We start from the raw sequence: 20,267 nt of genomic DNA on the forward strand, positions 1-20,267 counted from the left end.
AACTGACATTTACACTGTCTATTACCTATTTAGATTAATTTTTTATGACAGATACAACAAAGAAGGGCGATTTTGCAAATGATTTAATACCTAACCCTGACACACTAGACGATGGAATCCATCACGTTAATAATCCAGTTCTCGACCTTCCCAATATAGAAAAGCTTTATTTAACTGCTGTTAAAGGCTATACGCAAGACCGAAACGCGTTTTATTTTTCGGATGGGCGATCGAAAGTGGAAGTGAAAGTTTTTTCAGAGGATATCATCCGCGTGCGATTGGCACCTGAAGGTTCTTTCTTGGTCGATTTCTCTTATGCCATCAGTTTCAAGGAAGATAACTACGTGAGTTATGAACTTTTGGAAGATGCCGATTATTACAAAGTAAAAACGAACTCTACGATATGCTTGATCCGTAAATCGGATTTTACCATTTCCTTTGCGGATACGAACGAGAAGGTCTTGAACAAAGACCATTCGCCAATGCACTGGGAAGAGAATGTAGATTTTGGTGGTTATTATGTCTATTGTTCTAAAGAAGCTGCTGCTGATGAAGCTTTCTTTGGACTGGGCGATAAAGCTACCAACCTGAACCTGAGAGGGAGAAGGGTGAAGAACTGGAATTCGGATACCTATTCCTATGCCTTCAATCAGGATCCACTCTATAAGACGATCCCGTTCTATATGGGTGTAACCGAAGGTCAGGCCTATGGTATCTTCTTCGACAATACCTTCAAGACTTATTTTGACTTCGCTGCAGAACATCAGGACCAAACCAGTTTTTGGTCTGAGGGTGGAGAACTGCTATACTATTATATCCAAGGTCCAAAAATGATGGACGTGGTAAAGCGTTATCATAAACTCACCGGCACCCATTATATGCCTCCAATGTGGGGCTTGGGCTACCATCAATGTAGGTGGAGCTATTACCCAGAGAATAAGGTTCGTGAAGTTGCCTATGAGTTCAGAAAGCGTGAAATTCCTTGTGACGCTATCTATTTGGATATCGACTATATGGATGGATACCGTTGTTTTACTTGGAACAAGCGCTATTTTCCAGATCCTAAAAAGATGATTTCGGACCTCAATGCCAATGGATTTAAAACGGTGGTGATGATCGATCCGGGAATCAAGGTGGATGATAGCTATTGGGTTTTCAAGCAAGGTCAGGAGAACAACTATTTCTGCCGCCGGGGGGATGATTACTTCATGGAAGGGTTTGTATGGCCAGGAAGGTGTCAATTCCCTGATTTCACAAATCCGGAGGTACGGACATGGTGGGGAACACTATACAAAGGTTTGGTCGATGATGGCGTTGCAGGTTTCTGGAACGACATGAATGAGCCCGCTGTATTTGGTAGAGGGACTTTCCCGAATGATGTTAGGCATCAATTTGAAGGACATCGTGGTTCGCACCGTAAAGCGCATAACGTATATGGTATGCAGATGGTCCGCGCGACTTACGACGGCCTGAAGAAATTATATAAAAACAAACGTCCGTTTACCATTACCCGTGCGGCCTATGCCGGTACGCAGCGGTACTCATCGGTATGGACGGGTGACAATATCGCTACTTGGGAGCATTTGCGCATCGGAACCTTACAGTTACAGCGTCTTTCGGTTTCTGGACTTTCTTTCTGTGGAACCGATATCGGTGGATTTACCGGTGAGCCAGATGGTGAACTGTACACACGTTGGATGCAGTTTGGGGTGTTCTCTCCATTTATGCGTGTCCACTCGGCAGGTGATACCCGCGATCGGGAGCCTTGGAGCTTCGGACCAGAATGGGAAGCGATCTGTAAGAAGTTTATTGAATTGAGATACAAGTTGTTACCCTATATCTATTCAACTTTTTGGTTGCAACATAAATATGGTGAACCTATCTTAAGACCAGTTGCCTTGATGGAACAGGAAAAGGCCAAAAATATGGTCCGTGAGGAGGAGTTTGGTTTTGGAAATCAATTGTTGGTTTCGCCAGTCCTTCATCCTGGTCAACAGAACAAAATTGTTTATTTGCCTGAAGGAACCTGGTATTATTATTTTGACAACAGTTTCTATGAAGGTGGTCAGGAATATACCATTGATACGCCATTGGATGAGATGCCATTCTTTGTCCGTGGTGGATCGATTATCCCTGAATATCCTGTGATGCAATTTACAGGAGAGCGCAGGGTGGAGTCATTGCGATTGAACCTGTACTATTCCGAAGGTGAACATGCATCCTACCTATATTCCGATCATGGCGAAACCTTTGCCTATGAACAAGGGGTCTATGTGGAGAAGAATTTTATTGCAAGCTGTGATACCAAGCAGGTCAGCGTGATTCAAGGTGAGGAAGGGTTGTACACTCCGTATTACAGCGATTTCCATCTGTACCTGATCGGTTTGCCATTTGAGCCAAAACAGATCACGGTGGACGGGGTCAAAACCGCTCTGCAGAAAGATGAGCAGGGAAACAGTTTTATTAAATTAGAGCGAGATTTTAAAAAAGTAAATATTCAATAACTAGCTAAAACCTACTTAATTATGCCTCAACCAGTTGAAGTACACTCCTTATTGTCCGAATTTGATGTTTTTTTATTCAAGGCAGGACGGCATTATAAGCTTTATGAGAAATTTGGTTCTCATGAACTTCTAATTAATGGGGTAAAGGGAGTATATTTTGCGGTCTGGGCACCCAACGCCCAAACAGTGTCGGTAGTCGGAAACTTCAATGGATGGAATCCTCATTCGCATCAATTACAGGTTCGGTGGGACAGTTCGGGCATTTGGGAAGGTTTTATTCCTGGATTGGAGAATGGAGAGGTCTATAAATACCATATCCATTCCAATACTGGGGAGCATCTGGAGAAGTCTGATCCTTTTGCCTTGCATACCGAGATACCACCGAAGACAGCATCGATTGTTGCTACAACATACTTTGATTGGAATGATTCAGAATGGATGTTCAGTCGTAGGGAGCATAATGCACTGGATAGGCCCATGTCGGTCTATGAAATGCATTTGGGCTCTTGGCTTCGTGATCCTAAAGATCCAGATCGTTTCTTAAGCTATTTAGAAATTGCAGAGCAGCTGATACCTTACATTCAGGAAACTGGTTTTACCCATGTGGAATTTATGCCTATCATGGAGCATCCATATTATCCTTCCTGGGGATATCAGATTACCGGTTATTATGCGGCGAGCTCCAGGTTTGGAGGTCCACAGGACTTGATGAAATTGATCGAGCTGTTGCATGAAAGCCATATTGGTGTGATCCTGGACTGGGTGCCTTCGCATTTTCCGGGAGATGCCCATGGGCTTTATAATTTTGATGGAACCCACCTCTATGAACATGCGGATCCAAGAAAGGGTTTCCACCCCGATTGGCAATCCTATATATTCAATTATGGAAGGAATGAGGTTAAATCGTTCTTGATCAGTAATGCCTTTTTCTGGCTGGATCGATACCATATCGATGGATTGCGGGTGGATGCCGTTGCCTCCATGCTTTATCTGGATTATTCAAGGAAAGCTGGTGAATGGGAACCTAATGAGTTGGGCGGAAATGAAAACCTTGAAGCTGTAGCCTTCTTGAAGGAATTCAACGAGGCTGTTTCCAAATATTACCCCAACGTGCAGACCATTGCCGAAGAGTCTACTTCTTGGACGGGGGTGAGCCGTGCCACCTTTAATGGTGGACTTGGGTTTGGAATGAAATGGATGATGGGCTGGATGCACGATACATTAGCCTATTTCAAGGAAGATCCTATCAATCGTTCCTACCATCATGATAAGCTGACCTTTGCCACCGTATATGGATTTACGGAAAACTTTATGCTGCCTTTATCGCATGATGAAGTGGTATATGGCAAGCGTTCCTTGGTCTATAAAATGCCTGGCGATGAATGGCAGAAGTTTGCCAACCTCAGGGCATTATACCTATACATGTTTACTTTTATAGGAACGAAATTGCTCTTCATGGGTGGGGAATTTGGTCAGACTGCAGAGTGGAATGTCAACCAATCCTTGGACTGGCATCTGTTGCAGTACAAGCCGCATTCTAGTCTAAAGAATTTCGTGGCGAAATTAAATGAGATCTATAGAAAGTATCCAGCACTTTATGAGAAAGCCTTCAGTCCGGAAGGGTTTTTCTGGATAGAATTAGGGGACAGGGATCAAAGCGTCTTTGCGTATTGCAGACGTGGGCACGATATGGTGAACGACCTAGTGGTCATCCTCAATCTTACACCTGTTGTCCGGAGGAAATTTAAGTTAGGTGTGCCGCATCCGGGAAAATGGGAGCTGATCCTGAACTCGGACGATCAGGCATATAATGGCAGTGGCGTATCGGTTAAGAAAGAATTGATTACAGAAAATGAACCTTGGATGGGGCAGGAACAAGCCATTGTCGTAGACCTGCCACCATTGAGCGGTTTAGTATTTAAAAGAAAATTCGGAAAATGAAAGTCATACATTTAAGTGTAGAATGTTTTCCTGTCGCCAAAGTCGGCGGATTAGCGGATGTGGTGGGTGCCTTGCCTAAATACCAAAGGGAATTAGGTATTGATGCATCGGTCATCATGCCCTACTTCAACAGGAAGTTTGTACAGGATCATGAATTTGATGTGGTAGCCCGTGGAGAATTCCCACAGGGTTCCAGTGTATTGACCTATGAAATATTAAAGGAGAAAAAAGATGAATTGGGATTTCCGTTGTTCTTGGTGAAGATCCCTAATCTTTTGGACCGTGAAGAGATTTATTGTTATCAAGATGAGGCAGATCAATGGATTGCCTTTCAGCATGCGGTTCTCCATTACCTAAAAAGCAATGATATTCATCCAGATGTGCTGCACTGCCATGATCATCATGTTGGATTGGTTCCTTTCTTGACCAAGTGGAGCAATGAATTCAATGTTTTCAAGGGTGTGAAAACGGTAGTGACGGTCCATAACGGCCAGTATCAAGGCTGGATGTCCTGGAGTAAAGGGATTATCCTGCCATCATTTGATACCTGGAAATGGGGGTTGTTGGATTGGGATGGTCTGATCAATCCGTTGGCCACCGCCATAAAATGCTGTGATGCCTATACCACCGTTTCTGAAGGTTATCTAAAGGAACTGTTTGTGGATGCGAATGGATTGCAGGATCTGTTTTCAGATGAACGCTCTAAGGCCGTGGGAATTGTCAATGGTATTGACACCTCTTTTTGGGATCCAGAGATCGATGCCTTAATCGATCATCAATATTCCATGGTAACCGTGAACCAAGGGAAGGCTGAGAACAAAATGACCTTTTGCAAGGAATTTGGTCTAGATCCGAGCAAGCCTCTGTTAAGCTATATCGGTCGATTTGCCACGGAAAAAGGAGCAGATATTTTGCCTGAATTAATTGAGAATCTTTTGAAGAAAAACTCAGGGAAATTAAGTATATTTATACTAGGCTCTGGTGATGCGGGCATCCAACAATCTATAGAGGCTATCGCTCCTAACTATAAAAATGATCTAGCAGTATTCTTTGGGTATAATGAGCCATTGGCTCACCGGGTTTATGCAGCCTCAGACCTGTTGATTATGCCTTCGCGTGTGGAGCCCTGTGGATTGAACCAACTGTATGCATTAAAATATGGGACCATTCCTGTCGTTCGCAAGATAGGGGGTCTAAGAGATACCGTAAAGGATGTAGAAGAGGGAGGCTATGGCTTTCTTTTCAATGATGTAGAGGCTGATGAAGCTGCTGAGACTGTGAAAAGAGCAATCAAATATTTGAGTTATGCTGATAACTTGACGAAAACAAGGGATGCTGCGATGGTATTGGATTATTCTTGGAACAAATCGGCAAAGAAATATATAGAGTTATATAACCAATTACTTAAATGATATGTCGCATAAAGTTGTTTCTATAGTACTAGGTGGGGGTCGAGGAACCCGCTTATTTCCGTTGACAGACCAACGTTCGAAACCAGCAGTTCCAATTGCAGGAAAGTATAGATTGGTTGATATCCCAATTTCCAATTGTCTTAATTCTGGCTACAATAAGATATATGTACTGACGCAATACAACTCGGCTTCATTGAACAAGCATATCAAAAACTCCTACAACTTCAGTATTTTCAGTAAGGGTTTTGTGGATATATTGGCTGCAGAGCAGACCAATGAAGGTGATCGCTGGTTTGAAGGTACCGCCGATGCGGTTAGAAGGACCCAGAAGAACTTGGTGAATGTGGACTATGATTACGTGCTGATCCTCTCCGGAGATCAACTCTATCAAATGGATTATTCGGCCATGGTGGACTTCCATGTTAAGAACGGAGGGGAAATCACCATTGGAACCATTCCAGTAACGGCCAAGGAAGCTCCAGGTTTTGGAATCCTGAAATCGGATGAAAACAATAAGGTCATCTCCTTTATTGAAAAACCGACCAAGGACCTTTTGGAAGACTGGACCTCGGAGGTGCCTGAAGAATTGGAAAAACAAGGTAGAAACTATTTGGCTTCCATGGGTATCTATGTGTTCTCCAAAGGTGTGATGTCAAGGATGTTGGCAGAGAACAACGGAATGGATTTTGGAAAAGAGATTATTCCAGATGCAATCGAAAGTTCAAATGTATTGAGCTATCCTTTTGACAGCTATTGGACCGATATCGGTACGATCCCTTCTTTCTTTGAAGCGAATATTGGATTGACAGATGATATCCCGGAATTCAACCTTTTTGGCGAAACGGTATATACCCGGGCGCGTATGTTGCCACCATCAAAAGTGTCAGGTACTACCTTGAACAATGCGATCATAGCTGATGGATGTATTATCTTGGCTGAAAAGATCCAACGTTCTGTGATTGGGATCCGTTCTAGGATAGGGGAAGGAACCGTGGTCAAGATGACCTATATGATGGGGTCGGATTATTATGAAGAATTAAATGAAGTTGTACAATTAACTTCATCCCAAGCTCCGCCACCAATTGGAGTAGGTGAGCGCTGTTATATCGAAAATGCCATCTTGGACAAGAACTGTAGGATTGGAAATGATGTGAGGATTAAAGGTGGGAAGCAATTAAAGGATGGGGATTTTCCTGAGTACACAATTTGTGAAGGTATTATCGTCATCAAGAAAAATGCTGTAATAGAACATGGCAGAACCATTGGGTTCTAGAACTATAAGATTTAAAAAGAAAGGCTATCCCACTCGGATAGCCTTTCTTTTTTATGTTTTTATTGTTGGCCTTTTAATACCAATTCATAGATAAAGTAAATGATCGCCAAGACAATGATTGCAATGATGATTGTTTTCTTGAGATTGTTAGCTGCTGGCTGATCATCTTTCTCTTTAACGACTGTTTCTGGAACCTTTGTAGGGTCTACATCTTCGGCGTTATTGATTTTGTTTCCTTGTTCATCTTCTTTTTCTTGCATCGTTATTCTCCATTAGTTTACTATTCTTAAACAAATAAAGAGATAAATAGTTTGAGATGGCTTGTTAGTCAACAGATTCGCGGATTAAGCCATAATCAAGGGCCATTTTTATGGCCGAGCTCAAGTTGCTGGTCTTGAATTTTTCGATCAGGTTCTTACGATGGCTCTCCACAGTGTGGTGGCTAATAAAGAGCTTTTCTGCAATTTGGGTCGTCGTCAGTCCCTGTGCCGCTTCAGCCAATATTTCCTTTTCCCGACGGGTCAATTTTGGGACACTCTTCAGTTCCGTACTGTTTTTCTTATCGATGATCAGTTTGGTCTGTTTGCATAGAAATTTCTTTCCAAAAAGAATTTCTTGGATGCCAAGCTTGATCTCGTCAATGGAAGCATTTTTCTGGATATAGCCATGCGCCCCTTCCTGAAAAGCGCTGTTGATCACAGCAAATTCATTGTGGACACTGAGCATGATGATCTTAAGATCCTTATGTTTTTTGATCAATGGACTGATCAATTCCAATCCATTCGCATCAGAAAGGTTGATGTCCAATAGCAAGACATCAATCGCAGTTTCTTCCAAAGCCTTTACCAAGACCTGCGCATTGGGATAACAACCAATGATGTTTAAATCTGGCTCTTGGGCAAGGATGTTCTTCAAGCCTTCGGATAGTAAAGGATGGTCGTCGGTGATGGCGATATTTATCATGTTTGTTTGTTTTTTGGGATATTGATTTCAAAGCTACTTCCTTGACCGATATCAGATTGTACATTCAAATTACCTTTCAAGAACTCTACTCTTGATCGTATGTTCTGCAAGCCTGCAGATTTGTTGCTGTGATTGTTGCTGTCAAACCCTTTTCCGTCGTCCTCAACGGTGATATGGTATTCGGAGTCTTCCTCAACAAGCTGGATAAGGATTTGGCTAGGGTCCGCATGCTTAATGGCATTATTGACCAGTTCTTGGATAATTCTATAGATGACCAGTTGCTGGTCAAGATTCATGTTGTTGTTAAAATGCAGGAATTGGACATCGATCTCCAGATTATCATTGCACATACGTGAGGCATAGTCATTCAAGGCTTCCTGCAAACCAAACTTCTGCAATAGGTCTGGTGTCAGGTTGTGGGCTACTCGACGGAGTTCATCAACGGCCATATCCAATTGGGTGATTCCCTTTTGCATCTTCTCCTGGATCTCAAATGATGTTTGGTCGTTCAGATGGGATAAATGCAGTTTGGTTCCTGATAAAAGTCCACCTAAACCGTCGTGTAGATCGCGTGCAATCCTTGCCCTTTCTTGTTCTTGCCCATCCAGTAGGGCAGTCAGCATGGATATTTTCGCATTTTGTCTTTCTTGTTCGATGGCAAGGTTGTGAAAGTTCTCCCTTTGTTTCATATGTTTCAGGCGCTGCGTATAGGCATAGAATAGGACCGCCAATAGGGTTAAGGCCGCGATCATCAAGGCAATGTAATACGTGTTGATCTTATCCTTTAAGCTGATTTCCTGTTGATAATTGCTGATTTCTTGAGCTCTGTTCTTGGCTTCCAGTTTAGACATCTGAATTTCCTGAAACTGCTTCTCAGCAGTCAGTTTGGAGACTTCCAATTCTTTGGACTGATTGTCCTGGATCAGCCGCAAGTTTTCCAGTTCCTGCTTCTGCTGGATTCCCAAAGCTGCCATCAATTGGATCTGCTGTTCTTTCTTTTCAGCTTCTACTTGTAAGAGTGCCAGTTCTTGGTCCTGTTTTCCTTTTTCATACTGTGCTTCAAGACGCTTGCCTATACCCAGCTTCTCCTGGTCGTAGACATTGGTAAACAAGGTAATGTATTCTTTATAATAATTGATGGCCTCCTGATAATTTCCCTCTTGCTCACTGATATGTGAAAGGGTGTTATAGATGCTCATCAAGATCTGTTGATCCTGTACCTGGGATTTGTTGATCTCTATCAGTGATGATAGCAAATGTTCTTTTGCTTTTTTGGAGTTTCCGTTCAGAAGTTCCAGTTCTGACAATATCCCATACGCCGAGGCAACCAAATTGTACTGTTTGGATTCCAGTCCTTTTGTTTTTGCCAGTTCAGCATACTGAGTTGCTTTATCCCTATATTCCTTAGGATAGAACTTAAAATAGAGATGCGAAAGGTTATTGGCTACAAAAGCTAAGTTTGAAGGTATTGGTATCTCATTCTGTTTTTCCAGATAGGTATTCAAAGCTTTTAGGTAGTATTCTTCCGCTGAGTTCCTAAATTCTACATGTTGCTGGTCTTCTAGATATTTCTGTTCATACATATAGCCCAATGACATGTAGGTGTCAAAAATGGTCAGTGGATCTTTCTGCTTCAGTGCAATATTCAGCGCTAGTTTGCTGTATTTTTCCTGCAGTTCAAACTCATTCCAGTTCGCGTAAATAGACGTCAGCTCTTTATAGACATTTGCTTTTCTGTTGAAAAGTGTATTCGATTGTTTGGCCTGATCGTAATAACTCAATGCGATCATAAACTGCTTGACTGCTTCTGCCTCCTGTTGTTGCCTTGCCAATATCCATCCATAGCCGTAATAGACATATCCTTTGGTTTCGATGTCCTTGCTGCGGTCTACCAATGACTTCGCCTTCAAGATGCTTTGCCTTGAACTTGTCGTTTCTTCCATAATCAATTGATTGATGGCAAGAATGGTATAGAGATAGGCAGAATATCGGCTGTCATTTAACTTGCTGGCAACGGCGATATCTTTTTTAAGTAGTTTGAAGGCTTCATCTTCCTTTTGATTGAAGAATAGCGCTTGCGCCAGCTTTCCGGTGCTGAAGAATTTTTCAGGATCGTCGGTGTTGTATTGATTATATTCCTTTTGGAGTTTGTCCAGGATATCCTGAGCCTTTGCCGAATGGGGAAGGAGGGCAAGAATGCTGAATAGAAAAACATAAAATATAGATAATAAGACTTTTCCTATGTTAGTGTTCATTCTTGCTTTCTGTTTGTGTATTGACAAAAGTACATAAACAGAGCCTAATAAAGGACTCTGTTTATGCTTTCGTTCGATTAGTTGATGTTTACTTTTTCACCTTTGGTGTTGATATAATACACATCGCCATCATCCGTATCCATAACTGATGCCGTACCATCTTCGAAAGAGGAAACACTGCTAAACTTAATAGGGATGACTAACTTTCCTTGATTATTGATATATCCGAATTTTTCACCCTTTTGAACAATATGCAATGGGTCTTTTTCAGAAAGAGAGATCATATCGTAGCCTTCTGCAAGTTTTTTGTTCTGTTTGATATTGTACATTACATAATGATCATTTTCAACCGAAACAAAAACTTCAGCGTTGAATTCCAGGATGAGAGGATAAGAAATCGGAACGATAACCTTTCCTGTTTTGTCCAAGATTCCGGTTTTATCACCAACGGTAGCCGATAAGTATCCGTGGCTCATATGGCTCACCATATCATATTGAGCCTTGATAACAGGCTGGTCATTGGCACCAAGGATCCCAAACTTGTCGTTTTCGGAATAGATGTACTGTTGGTATTCTGCGTCATACACAAGGAAATCATACTTGAAAGGAATCTTGATGTTACCATCTTTATCCATTGAACCATATTTGCTATCCAAATTGATTACTGTGCTTATTCCTCCACTGAATTGATCAAAAAAGGTATAATCAGCTTCGGTAATAGGATTTCCATTTTCATCCATTAAGCCTAATAGCTCGGTGTCATCATCTTGGTATAAGTAACGGTCTTCATCTACCTGCGGGACTGCTGAAAGGCTATCTACCGCATCTAAATGCTCACCCTCTTCCTCGTCAACAACCAGTGCAGCATAGAAAGTAGGAATCTCAAATTCGGTATTGCTCAGGCTTTCTTCGGTAATATTAATTGCAGTAAATCCAGTCTCGCCAATAGTAAGTTCCATTACCGCTCCAGGTAGATCTTTAAGGAACATGAATTGATCCCAATATAGGTTTGGAAGTTTATCGGAGTACCAAACTTCCATCTTAGTATAGTTATCACCCGAAAGGTCAAAATCTCCATTCACTACGGCCATCTTACAAGGAATGCCTGCTATGGTTTTAGTTTTTCCCTGGACGAATTCAAATTCTACGTCTGATTCCACATATAGCCTTCCAGCTTCACCATCATTACCTTCATTGTAAATGTAATACTGTTCGGATTCTGGAAACAACAAGAAAGAGCGATCTGTCTTTTTGTTGATAACCTGCAATCTAGTGGGTGATTCATTGAGAGAAGTCTTTATAAAAGTGTCGTTGAACCAAGCCCTCAATGAATAATTGCCTGAACTGTTTGCCTGATCCTTTTGTTCTCCAATTAAAATAGTGCGATAGTCGATTCTGTGAAGCTTTTGCTCTTGTGCCAACAATGTTAGCTTGCAAAAGCTAATAAGTAAAATAGAGAATAATAGTTTTTTCATTAAATATGATGTTATTCCACAAAAATGGACAGATTACGGCAGAAAAACCATCCCTGATAACAGCTAATTTCGTTGGTTGCACGGAAATAATTGCCTGATTTTATGATGTAGAGATTGTATAGCTCCGGAGAATAAATTTAGTAAGTATTCCTGCTAAGTGGTTTTTAATATGTAAGTAAACTACTCCAAGCAATTATTTGACACTTCACCTCTTTTTCTATGATAAAACATAAAAAGAGAAACAGCTTTTTAAGATTATTAAACTTAAAAAGATGCTTAAAATAATGTTTGTTAAGCAACGAGAATATTCTGTGTTACAACATTTATTCATTATTTTCTCTAATATCCTTTTTAATTGAAGATTAGTTATAAGATTAACTAAAGGGTAATTATTAAGCTTTAATTATGTTAACTTTTTAGATGAAGTAGCGAAACCTTTTTGTTATTTTTGAATTAACTAATTGTACTTGATAAAATATATTTAACATCTTAACCTACTATTAACAAACATTTAATAATAAACCAATATTGTAAAACCTTTCTTTGCTCGCAAAGAAATTGTACTTAAACCATGAAAAAGAACTACACCTACCTGCCCATTTTAGTGGGCTTATCGCTTCTTTCTTGGTCTGCTGCTCATGCTACATATAAGCATGTCCCACTAGAGCGGACCTATGAAATCAGTCAGAACATTATTCGAGGTAAAGTAGTCGCAGAAACAGGTGAGGCTGTTGTCGGCGCATCAGTGAGTAATGTCACGATTGGGTCTAGCACCCAAACTGATGAAAATGGAAATTTTGAACTCTCCGGTTCTGTGGGAAACGAACTGAGGATTTCCATGGTCGGCTATACTGCTAAAACTGTTACTGTTACTGGACCCCAAGTAAATGTTACTATTGTTGCTACCGATCAAAACCTTGATGAGGTCGTGGTTGTGGGCTATGGTAAGCAGAAAAAAGTGAACTTAACAGGTGCAGTAGCACAGATCGATTCCAAAGTATTGCAAGATCGTCCTGTAGCAAATGCAACCCAAGCTCTTCAAGGGGCTGTGCCTAACTTGAACATTAATTTTACCAACGGACGCCCAGGGGGGGAAGGAAAGGTAAATATCCGTGGTTTTGCATCTATTAACTCCGCAAATGCTGCTCCACTTGTCCTAATTGATGGTGTTCCGGGGAATATCAATACCATCAACCCTAAAGACATTGAATCGATATCTGTATTGAAGGATGCTTCCGCGGCGGCCATCTATGGTGCTAGAGGTGCCTTCGGTGTGATGCTTGTCACAACCAAAAAAGGACAAGCCGGAAAGATGACCATTGGCTATAGCAATAATTTTGGAACTTCTGACCTTACCGTTAACACGGATTTCATCACCAATGGCTATGATGCTGCCGTATTGAATGATGAAGCGTTTTTACGTGCAACTGGTAACCGATATACAGGTTATACCGATGAGGATTATGCAGAATTACTAAAGCGTAAAAATGACCCATCTTTACCTTCCGTGGTAATCCAAAATAGAAATGGAAAGGACCAATACGTGTATTATGCCAATACGGATTGGTGGAATACTTTCTATAGGGATAAGATGAATTCTATGGAACATGCCCTAACTTTTTCTGGTGGATCTGAAAAAATGGACTATTACATCTCCGGAAGAATGTACCAGAAAGGTGGTCTGATGAAGGTCCAGCAAGATAAGTTTGAAGGATACAACCTAAGAGCTAGATTGAATGGGCAAGTAACAGATTGGTTAAAAGTGAGCAATAATAGCCAAATTAACTATCAAAACTATACTTTCCCAGGATGGAACAGTAGTGTAGATGCCAACAATAACTTTATCTCCACAACTGTGCATGCATTACCTTCCTATGTTCCTCAAAACCCAGATGGTACGGCTACATACAGAACGGAACTGAACAATTATAATATCGGTGATGGTATCATGGCAGATTTACTTTACGGTAAATCCAAAGGAGGGGAGAAGGAATATGAATTTATCAACCTTTTTGAAGCTGTCGCTCAAATTATGCCAGGCTTGACCGTTACTGGTAACTATACATTTACCTACAATCCGATTGATAAATTTAATCGCAGGGTTCAGGCTCCATGGTCTGTTTATCCAGGCGTGATCAATTATTTGGGAAATGATCAGCTAATTCAAAACTTAGAGAATTACAAGAAACATTCCCTAAATATTTTCGCCAATTTCAACAAAAAATTTGGTGATCATAATTTAGGAGCTACAGCAGGTTACAACCAAGAACTGAGTACCTGGAGAAATGTAGGTGGAACCCAAACCAACCTCTTATCAGAAGACCTTAATGACTTTAACCTTGGTACAGGCGTGCCATTATTACGTGGTGGCGAAGAATCTTGGGCATTACAGGGGTTTTTCGGAAGGATAAATTATGATTATAAAGGAAGATATCTTTTAGAAGTAAATGGTCGTTATGATGGGACTTCCAAATTCCCTTCAGGTCAACAATTTGGTTTCTTTCCATCCTTTTCAGCAGGATGGCGTATTATGGAAGAACCTTTCCTAGAGTCTGTGAAGCCTTATATAAACGAAGCTAAACTAAGAGTTTCCTACGGTTCTCTAGGAAATGCTCAGGAAGCTTCGCCTTATGGTTATATCCCGTTATTAGGCGCTGGAAACTCAGCCTACATTACCAATGGTGGAAGAACACAATTCTTAAGTTCACCGTCGCCAATCTCTGGAGATTTAACATGGGAAAGAACCAGTACCTTAAACTTTGGTGCTGACTTTGAATTTGCTCAAAGTAGATTGACTGCATCCTTTGATTACTTTATCCGCGAAACCTTGGACATGTTGATCCCTGGAAAAACATTGCCAGCAGTATTCGGTGCTAGTTCTCCGAAAACGAATGCAGGAGATTTAAGAAACGTAGGATGGGAATTGTCATTAGCATGGAGAGATCAATTTGAAGTTGCTGATAAACCTTTTGGCTATAGTTTCGGTCTTGGCCTGTCGGATTCCAAAGCAAAGATTACCAGATTTGACAATAGAGAAATGTTGTTGAACAACTATTATGTCGGTCAGACATTAGGTGAGATCTGGGGCTATAAGATCGACGGTTTGTTCCAAACCAATGAAGAAGCTGCCAATTGGGATGTAAATCAAGATCGCATTGATGCTCGCCGTCTTTCAGCTCCCGGAGATTGGTCTAAGCTGCAGGCTGGAGATCCAAGATTTGTGGATATCAATGGAGACAAAGAAGTAAACCAAGGGAAAAATACCCTAAGTGATCCTGGAGATCAGGTTATCATCGGTAATAGTAGAGCGAGATATAACTTCGGTTTAAACTTAGGTGCCAACTGGCAAGGTTTTGATGTCTCGGCATTCTTCCAAGGTATCGGAAAACAGAACTGGTGGCCAGGTTCCAATGCGGATAAGTTCTGGGGACCTTATTCAAGACCTTATTACTCATTCGTTCCAAAAGATTTTGTTGAAGATGTATGGACTCCTGAGAATCCAGATGCATATTTCCCTCTATTGCGTGGCTATATCGCTTTGGATGGTAACAGTTCCCTGAATGTAAAATCAGACCGTTATCTGCAAGATTTAGCTTATATCCGTTTGAAAAACCTAACCATTGGTTACACTCTTCCAAACGCTATCATGAGCAAGTTGAAACTGAGCAATGCAAGGATTTATCTGTCTGGAGAAAACCTGTGGACAGCGACTAAACTAAGGTCAAAATATATTGACCCAGAACAAGCAGCTCAAGAATCTAACGGTAGAGCTTACCCTTATTCTAGAACATTTTCTTTTGGACTTGACTTTACTTTCTAAACCCATGAAAAACTCATTAATATTATATATTCTACTTGCTGTTCTAGTTACAGGATGTAGTAAGGATTATTTAGATAGACAGCCGGAGGCAAATATCTCTCCCGATGTCTCTTTCAAAAGTGTCAAAGATCTTGAATTGTTCAGCAATTCATTTTATGACGGCGCCCTTCCATCTGCTGAAGGAATCTATAACGAGGCAATTGATAATATTGTTAAAACAACCCTTCAAGATGAATTAACGGGAAAAAGAATTGTCCCTGTAAGTGGGGGTGGCTGGTCTTGGACCCAACTAAGGAATATTAATTTCTTCCTTGAAAACTGCTATAATCATCTTTCAGTTCAGGATGCTGCGCCTTATGCAGGTGTAGCCAAATTCTTCAGGGCTTATTTCTATTTTGATAAGGTTAGACGTTTCGGAGATGTGCCTTGGTACGGAAAGGTTCTTGATGTCAATGATGAAGAGGAATTATCGAAAAAACGTGATTCTAGAACGCTTATTGTTGATTCCATCATGGCAGATTTAGATTTCGCCATCAAGAATATGTCAGACGCAAAGTCCGATGAAAAAGCAACAAAATGGACCGCCTTGGCACTTAAATCAAGAGTGGCCTTGTTTGAAGGTACTTTCAGGAAATATCATACGGAATTGAACCTGCCTAATGCAAATAAATACCTTGAAATGGCTGTAGCAGCTTCCAAAGAATTAATGGATGCTGGTCAGTATAGTCTATATACAGGTGCTGGTGTTGATTCTTATGGTAAACTTTTCAGCTCTGTCAATAGCGTATCCCAAGAAGTTATTTTGGCCCGTAAGTTTTCGGATGCCCTACAGATTTGGCACAATGTAAACTATTATACCATTACAGCTTCATACGGTAAGCCAGGTCTGGAGAAAAACTTGGTCAACTCCTACTTAATGAAAGACGGAACACGCTTCACGGACAAACCTAACTATGATAAAATGACCTTCTTGGAAGAGGTAAAAGATAGGGATCCAAGGTTGCATCAAACCATAAGAACTCCTGGCTATACCAGAATAGGAGGGGCAGCACCAATAGCACCTAACTTTGGAAATTCCGTGACGGGCTATCAGTTAATCAAATTCGTAGGTGATGTGAAATATGATAACTATAATCGTTCTGAAAATGATATGCCTATTTTCCGCTATGCTGAAGTTCTGTTGAACTATGCTGAAGCTAAAGCTGAATTGGGAACTTTGACCCAAGCTGATCTTGATCAATCCATTAACCTAATCCGTGCAAGAGCAGAAATGCCAACATTGGTATTAGCAGCGGCAAACAGCAATGCAGATCCGTATCTGGCCAAAGATTATCCAGCAGTTGCTGGAGCCATGAAAGGTGCTATCCTTGAGATCCGTAGAGAAAGAAGGATTGAATTGGTTATGGAGTCCTACCGTTGGGATGATATTTTGAGATGGAAAAGCGGTCAATTGATCACTCGTCAATTTAAAGGGATGTATTTCCCAAGCATTGGTAAGTTTGACCTCGATGGTGATGGTAAAGAAGATGTTTGGATTTACGAAGGAACTAAACCAACAGCTCCAGGCGTCCAATTGTTAAAATTAGGATCAGAAATCTTATTGGAAAACGGGAAAAGTGGAAACGTGATAATCAATGCCCATATCAAAAAAGTATTTGATGAGGCTAAAGATTATTTCTATCCGCTTCCGATCCAGGAATTGGAACTCAATAAGAATTTAACTCAAAATCCAGGCTGGAAATAATGTTAATATTAAATAAATGAATAAAGCCGCATCTTTTTGATGCGGCTTTTTCTTATGCAATATCTTCAGCTTTAGGGTTGTTAAGCTTGGAATGTTTATAACCATAAAAGAAATAAACCACTAATCCTATTGCTAGCCAGATCAAAAAGATCACCCAATTGCTCGTACCTAGCTCGGTCATCAAATAGAGATTGATCAGGATCCCAATCACAGGTAGCAAGGAGAAATTGTATTTAAAAGCCATAATAGCAAGTACAATCCATACAGCCCAAAAGATCAAAATCAACGATTTATGCTCTAGGATATACAAGAAATCCAAGTGTTGCCATTCATGGATGGCTTCTTGGTTAAATTTCCAGATCAAAGCCCAAGCAATCACAAAACCTAATCCGATCAGGTATTTGCCGTTTATATAGGGAACTCTAAATTTAGATTGCTTTGATAAGCCTGAATAATCCATATAGAGTACACCCGCACAGACTAAAATAAAGGCAAAGAAGGTACCTACGGAGGTTAGATCCACAAAGAAATCCATCTTGAAGAACATGGAAGGTATAGCAACCACGAAACCTGTCACGATTGTCGCAAAGGAGGGGGTCTTATACTTAGGGTGGATGGTAGCAAATTTTTTCCAAAGCAGGCCATCACGACTCATGGTCATCCAGATCCTTGGTTGAGCTAATTGATAGACCAAAAGAGCACTGGTAATCGCAATGACTGAGGTGACTGAGATTATCCCAGCTAAATAATCGACTCCTATGTATTTAAAAACAAATGCCAAGGGATCTTTTACGTTCAGTTCCGTGTAATTCACCATCCCTGTCAATACCAAAGTTATCCCTACATAAAGTACTGTACAGATCAATAAGGTGATGATCATGGCCTTCGGAAGGTCACGTTGGGGATTCTTGCATTCTTCTGCAGTGGTCGAAATAGAGTCAAATCCAATAAATGCAAAGAATACAGCAGCCACTGAACCTAATACGCCCTGGAGACCATTTGGAGCAAAGGGTACCCAGTTTTCAGGATTGACGAAAAAGGCGCCACCAATAATGATAGCCAAGATTACACCGATCTTTACCATGACCATGATGTTACTGGCTCTTCTAGACTCTTTAATGCCTCGGTATACCAACCATGTGATCAAGCTGATGATAACCCCAGAAGGCAGATCAAAAATAATAGGTACTTCACCAATCCTAGGGGCAGATTCATAGGCCTTCAGACCCAATTTATCCGCAACCGTCAAGGCTTCCGGTCCTAATTCAACTAACTTCTGATGAGCTTCCAAGGCATATTGGGGCGCCATAGAAAGCCATGCAGGAATATGTATCCCAAATCCTTCCAGCATGGTAACGAAATATTGCGACCATGATATGGAAACCACAATATTGGAAACTGCATATTCTAAAACCAATGCCCAACCAATAATCCAGGCGAATAGTTCCCCAAATGCAACATAAGCATAGGTATAGGCACTACCCGAAACTGGAATGGTACTGGCAAATTGTGCATAGGAAAGAGCCGTAAATACGCAGGCAAAAGCAACAAACACAAAAAGTAGAGAAATGGCAGGGCCACCCTCAAAACTAGCCAATCCGATGGTGCTGAATATTCCGGCACCTACGATGGCAGCAATTCCTAAGGAAACTAAGTCTCGAACTCCAAGGACCTTGTTCATACTTTCGGACTGACCCTTTTCCTTGATGATCAGTTCTAGACTCTTCCTTTTGAAAAGCTTATTTCTCATTAGCGATTAATTATTTGGTGAAGTCAACAAAAGTAGATATAAAAATGAAACCCTAGAATGATATTTATAAGAAAATCATACTAGGGTTTCTGAAAATTTATTGAATAAAATATTTCATTTATGTTGTGGCCGAGTAATTATCTAGTATTTCCTGCGTAGGTACAAAGAAAAGTGTACCTGTTTCCGCAGTACTGAAATCCAATATCCTATCATAATTTCCTACAGGATCCCCCAAGAACATATTCTCCAACATCTTTTTCGTTGTCGAGAATTTACTGGCGTAGGAAATAAAATACGTGCCGAATTCACCTTTTGAAGGATTTGAAAAAGGAAGGTTATCCCGCACAATCTTTAGGTCATTCCCATTCTCATCTGTAATACTGGTCAATGCACTATGGGCATTCTTTGGCTTGACTTCATCCGTCATCTCCACATCCGACAATTTGTACCGACCAAATACCTTCTCTTGCTCGCTGGTAGACAGTTCTTCCCATGCCTTAAGATTGTGGATGTATTTCTGTACAAACTGATAACTCCCACCTTGATATTGAGGATCTTCTTCGCCAACCAATGCAAATTGAGCTCGTTCATCCCCAATCGGATTTTCTGTTCCATCGACAAAGCCAAGGATGGAACGGCCATCCCAATACCTAAAACCATGGACCTCCACCAAATTGTCGGCAACAGGATTGATGATATCGTAGATATCCTTCGCCATCTCATAACAGATGCCAGCATTCTCAGCGCGTAGATGAAAATGTAAATCTCCCTCCGTAGATACGGCAGTATGTTTTCCTCCAACAATCTTTTCAAAAGTCTTCAGTTCCTTGGGAAGGGGAGTAGGCATACCTAATTTATTCCAAGCCTCATAACCGATCCCCATAATACAACTGGTCCTGCCATTTGGCGTACGAACCACAAATGAATGGTTCAAATTGGAAACCAGTGCACAAAGCCTTTCAAAGACAGCCTTATAATCTGTTCCATCCTTAAATTTCCAAACTGAAAAAATGGTGTTGTTATTGGGGTAATCCGTAATGTTTTGAGATATTGATGCCATAGGTGAATTTAATAATAGTGTTAACCTAATTTAAGCATTCTTAACAAGAGATAAAAGTTAGTCTGTAAAT

General features: G+C 40.9%; 12 protein-coding genes. 6 read left to right on the forward strand and 6 right to left on the reverse strand.

All coding sequences use genetic code 11. The features are described 5' to 3' along the window. The first annotated feature begins 44 nt into the window (after positions 1-44). The 4 genes from NLF99_RS14470 to NLF99_RS14485 are packed head-to-tail and all read left to right on the forward strand — an operon-like array spanning position 45 to position 7,130. Positions 45-2,504: a glycoside hydrolase family 31 protein gene (locus NLF99_RS14470; RefSeq protein ID WP_254529127.1), complete on the forward strand. Its 2,460-nt coding sequence runs from the start codon at positions 45-47 to the stop codon at positions 2,502-2,504. A gap of 21 nt (positions 2,505-2,525) precedes the next feature. Then, positions 2,526-4,445, forward strand: a complete 1,920-nt coding sequence (glgB, locus tag NLF99_RS14475) for a 1,4-alpha-glucan branching protein GlgB (protein ID WP_254529128.1) — start codon at positions 2,526-2,528, stop codon at positions 4,443-4,445. After that, positions 4,442-5,857: a glycogen synthase gene (locus NLF99_RS14480; protein WP_254529130.1), complete on the forward strand. Its 1,416-nt coding sequence runs from the start codon at positions 4,442-4,444 to the stop codon at positions 5,855-5,857. The genes glgB and NLF99_RS14480 overlap by 4 nt, the downstream gene beginning before the upstream one ends. Before the next feature lies 1 nt (position 5,858). Continuing rightward, entirely contained in the window at positions 5,859-7,130 is a 1,272-nt protein-coding gene (locus NLF99_RS14485) for a glucose-1-phosphate adenylyltransferase (protein WP_185211663.1), read from the forward strand. A gap of 59 nt (positions 7,131-7,189) precedes the next feature. Here the strand turns inward: NLF99_RS14485 and NLF99_RS14490 are convergent, their stop codons facing one another. The 4 genes from NLF99_RS14490 to NLF99_RS14505 all read right to left on the reverse strand — a co-directional run bounded on the left by NLF99_RS14490 (position 7,190) and on the right by NLF99_RS14505 (position 11,823). Next, a complete protein-coding gene (locus tag NLF99_RS14490; RefSeq protein WP_185211664.1) occupies positions 7,190-7,390 on the reverse strand; it encodes a hypothetical protein in 201 nt (66 codons plus the stop codon). A 64-nt stretch (positions 7,391-7,454) separates the two neighbouring features. Then, positions 7,455-8,093, reverse strand: coding sequence for a response regulator transcription factor (locus tag NLF99_RS14495; protein WP_185217076.1), 639 nt, complete (start codon positions 8,091-8,093; stop codon positions 7,455-7,457). Next, a complete protein-coding gene (locus NLF99_RS14500) occupies positions 8,090-10,348 on the reverse strand; it encodes a sensor histidine kinase (RefSeq protein ID WP_254529132.1) in 2,259 nt (752 codons plus the stop codon). The genes NLF99_RS14495 and NLF99_RS14500 overlap by 4 nt, the downstream gene beginning before the upstream one ends. A gap of 77 nt (positions 10,349-10,425) precedes the next feature. Further along, the gene (locus NLF99_RS14505) at positions 10,426-11,823 is read right to left on the reverse strand and encodes a WG repeat-containing protein (RefSeq protein WP_254529133.1); all 1,398 of its coding nucleotides are present in this window, start codon (positions 11,821-11,823) and stop codon (positions 10,426-10,428) included. Between the two features lie 571 nt (positions 11,824-12,394). Between NLF99_RS14505 and NLF99_RS14510 the strand changes: the two genes are divergently transcribed. Both NLF99_RS14510 and NLF99_RS14515 read left to right on the forward strand, forming a co-directional pair. Continuing rightward, positions 12,395-15,643, forward strand: coding sequence for a TonB-dependent receptor (locus tag NLF99_RS14510; protein ID WP_254529134.1), 3,249 nt, complete (start codon positions 12,395-12,397; stop codon positions 15,641-15,643). Between the two features lie 4 nt (positions 15,644-15,647). Continuing rightward, on the forward strand, positions 15,648-17,387 hold the full coding sequence (locus tag NLF99_RS14515; protein WP_254529135.1) for a RagB/SusD family nutrient uptake outer membrane protein: 1,740 nt from the start codon (positions 15,648-15,650) through the stop codon (positions 17,385-17,387). 52 nt (positions 17,388-17,439) lie between these two features. Here the strand turns inward: NLF99_RS14515 and NLF99_RS14520 are convergent, their stop codons facing one another. After that, positions 17,440-19,137: an amino acid permease gene (locus tag NLF99_RS14520; RefSeq protein WP_254529136.1), complete on the reverse strand. Its 1,698-nt coding sequence runs from the start codon at positions 19,135-19,137 to the stop codon at positions 17,440-17,442. A gap of 118 nt (positions 19,138-19,255) precedes the next feature. Next, complete coding sequence (locus NLF99_RS14525) at positions 19,256-20,197, reverse strand: Dyp-type peroxidase (protein ID WP_185211671.1); 942 nt, start codon at positions 20,195-20,197, stop codon at positions 19,256-19,258. Positions 20,198-20,267: the final 70 nt, after the last annotated feature.

Origin of the sequence: Sphingobacterium sp. LZ11T8 (assembly GCF_024261425.1) — a bacterium.
Classification (GTDB): Bacteria; Bacteroidota; Bacteroidia; order Sphingobacteriales; family Sphingobacteriaceae; genus Sphingobacterium.

What these genes read in the sequence shown, in the direction of transcription:
- NLF99_RS14470 (WP_254529127.1), top strand. Translation starts at nt 45, where the DNA reads ATGACAGATACAACAAAGAAGGGCGATTTTGCAAATGATTTAATACCT.
- glgB (WP_254529128.1), top strand. Translation starts at nt 2,526, where the DNA reads ATGCCTCAACCAGTTGAAGTACACTCCTTATTGTCCGAATTTGATGTT.
- NLF99_RS14480 (WP_254529130.1), top strand. Translation starts at nt 4,442, where the DNA reads ATGAAAGTCATACATTTAAGTGTAGAATGTTTTCCTGTCGCCAAAGTC.
- NLF99_RS14485 (WP_185211663.1), top strand. Translation starts at nt 5,859, where the DNA reads ATGTCGCATAAAGTTGTTTCTATAGTACTAGGTGGGGGTCGAGGAACC.
- NLF99_RS14490 (WP_185211664.1), bottom strand. Translation starts at nt 7,390, where the DNA reads ATGCAAGAAAAAGAAGATGAACAAGGAAACAAAATCAATAACGCCGAA.
- NLF99_RS14495 (WP_185217076.1), bottom strand. Translation starts at nt 8,093, where the DNA reads ATGATAAATATCGCCATCACCGACGACCATCCTTTACTATCCGAAGGC.
- NLF99_RS14500 (WP_254529132.1), bottom strand. Translation starts at nt 10,348, where the DNA reads ATGAACACTAACATAGGAAAAGTCTTATTATCTATATTTTATGTTTTT.
- NLF99_RS14505 (WP_254529133.1), bottom strand. Translation starts at nt 11,823, where the DNA reads ATGAAAAAACTATTATTCTCTATTTTACTTATTAGCTTTTGCAAGCTA.
- NLF99_RS14510 (WP_254529134.1), top strand. Translation starts at nt 12,395, where the DNA reads ATGAAAAAGAACTACACCTACCTGCCCATTTTAGTGGGCTTATCGCTT.
- NLF99_RS14515 (WP_254529135.1), top strand. Translation starts at nt 15,648, where the DNA reads ATGAAAAACTCATTAATATTATATATTCTACTTGCTGTTCTAGTTACA.
- NLF99_RS14520 (WP_254529136.1), bottom strand. Translation starts at nt 19,137, where the DNA reads ATGAGAAATAAGCTTTTCAAAAGGAAGAGTCTAGAACTGATCATCAAG.
- NLF99_RS14525 (WP_185211671.1), bottom strand. Translation starts at nt 20,197, where the DNA reads ATGGCATCAATATCTCAAAACATTACGGATTACCCCAATAACAACACC.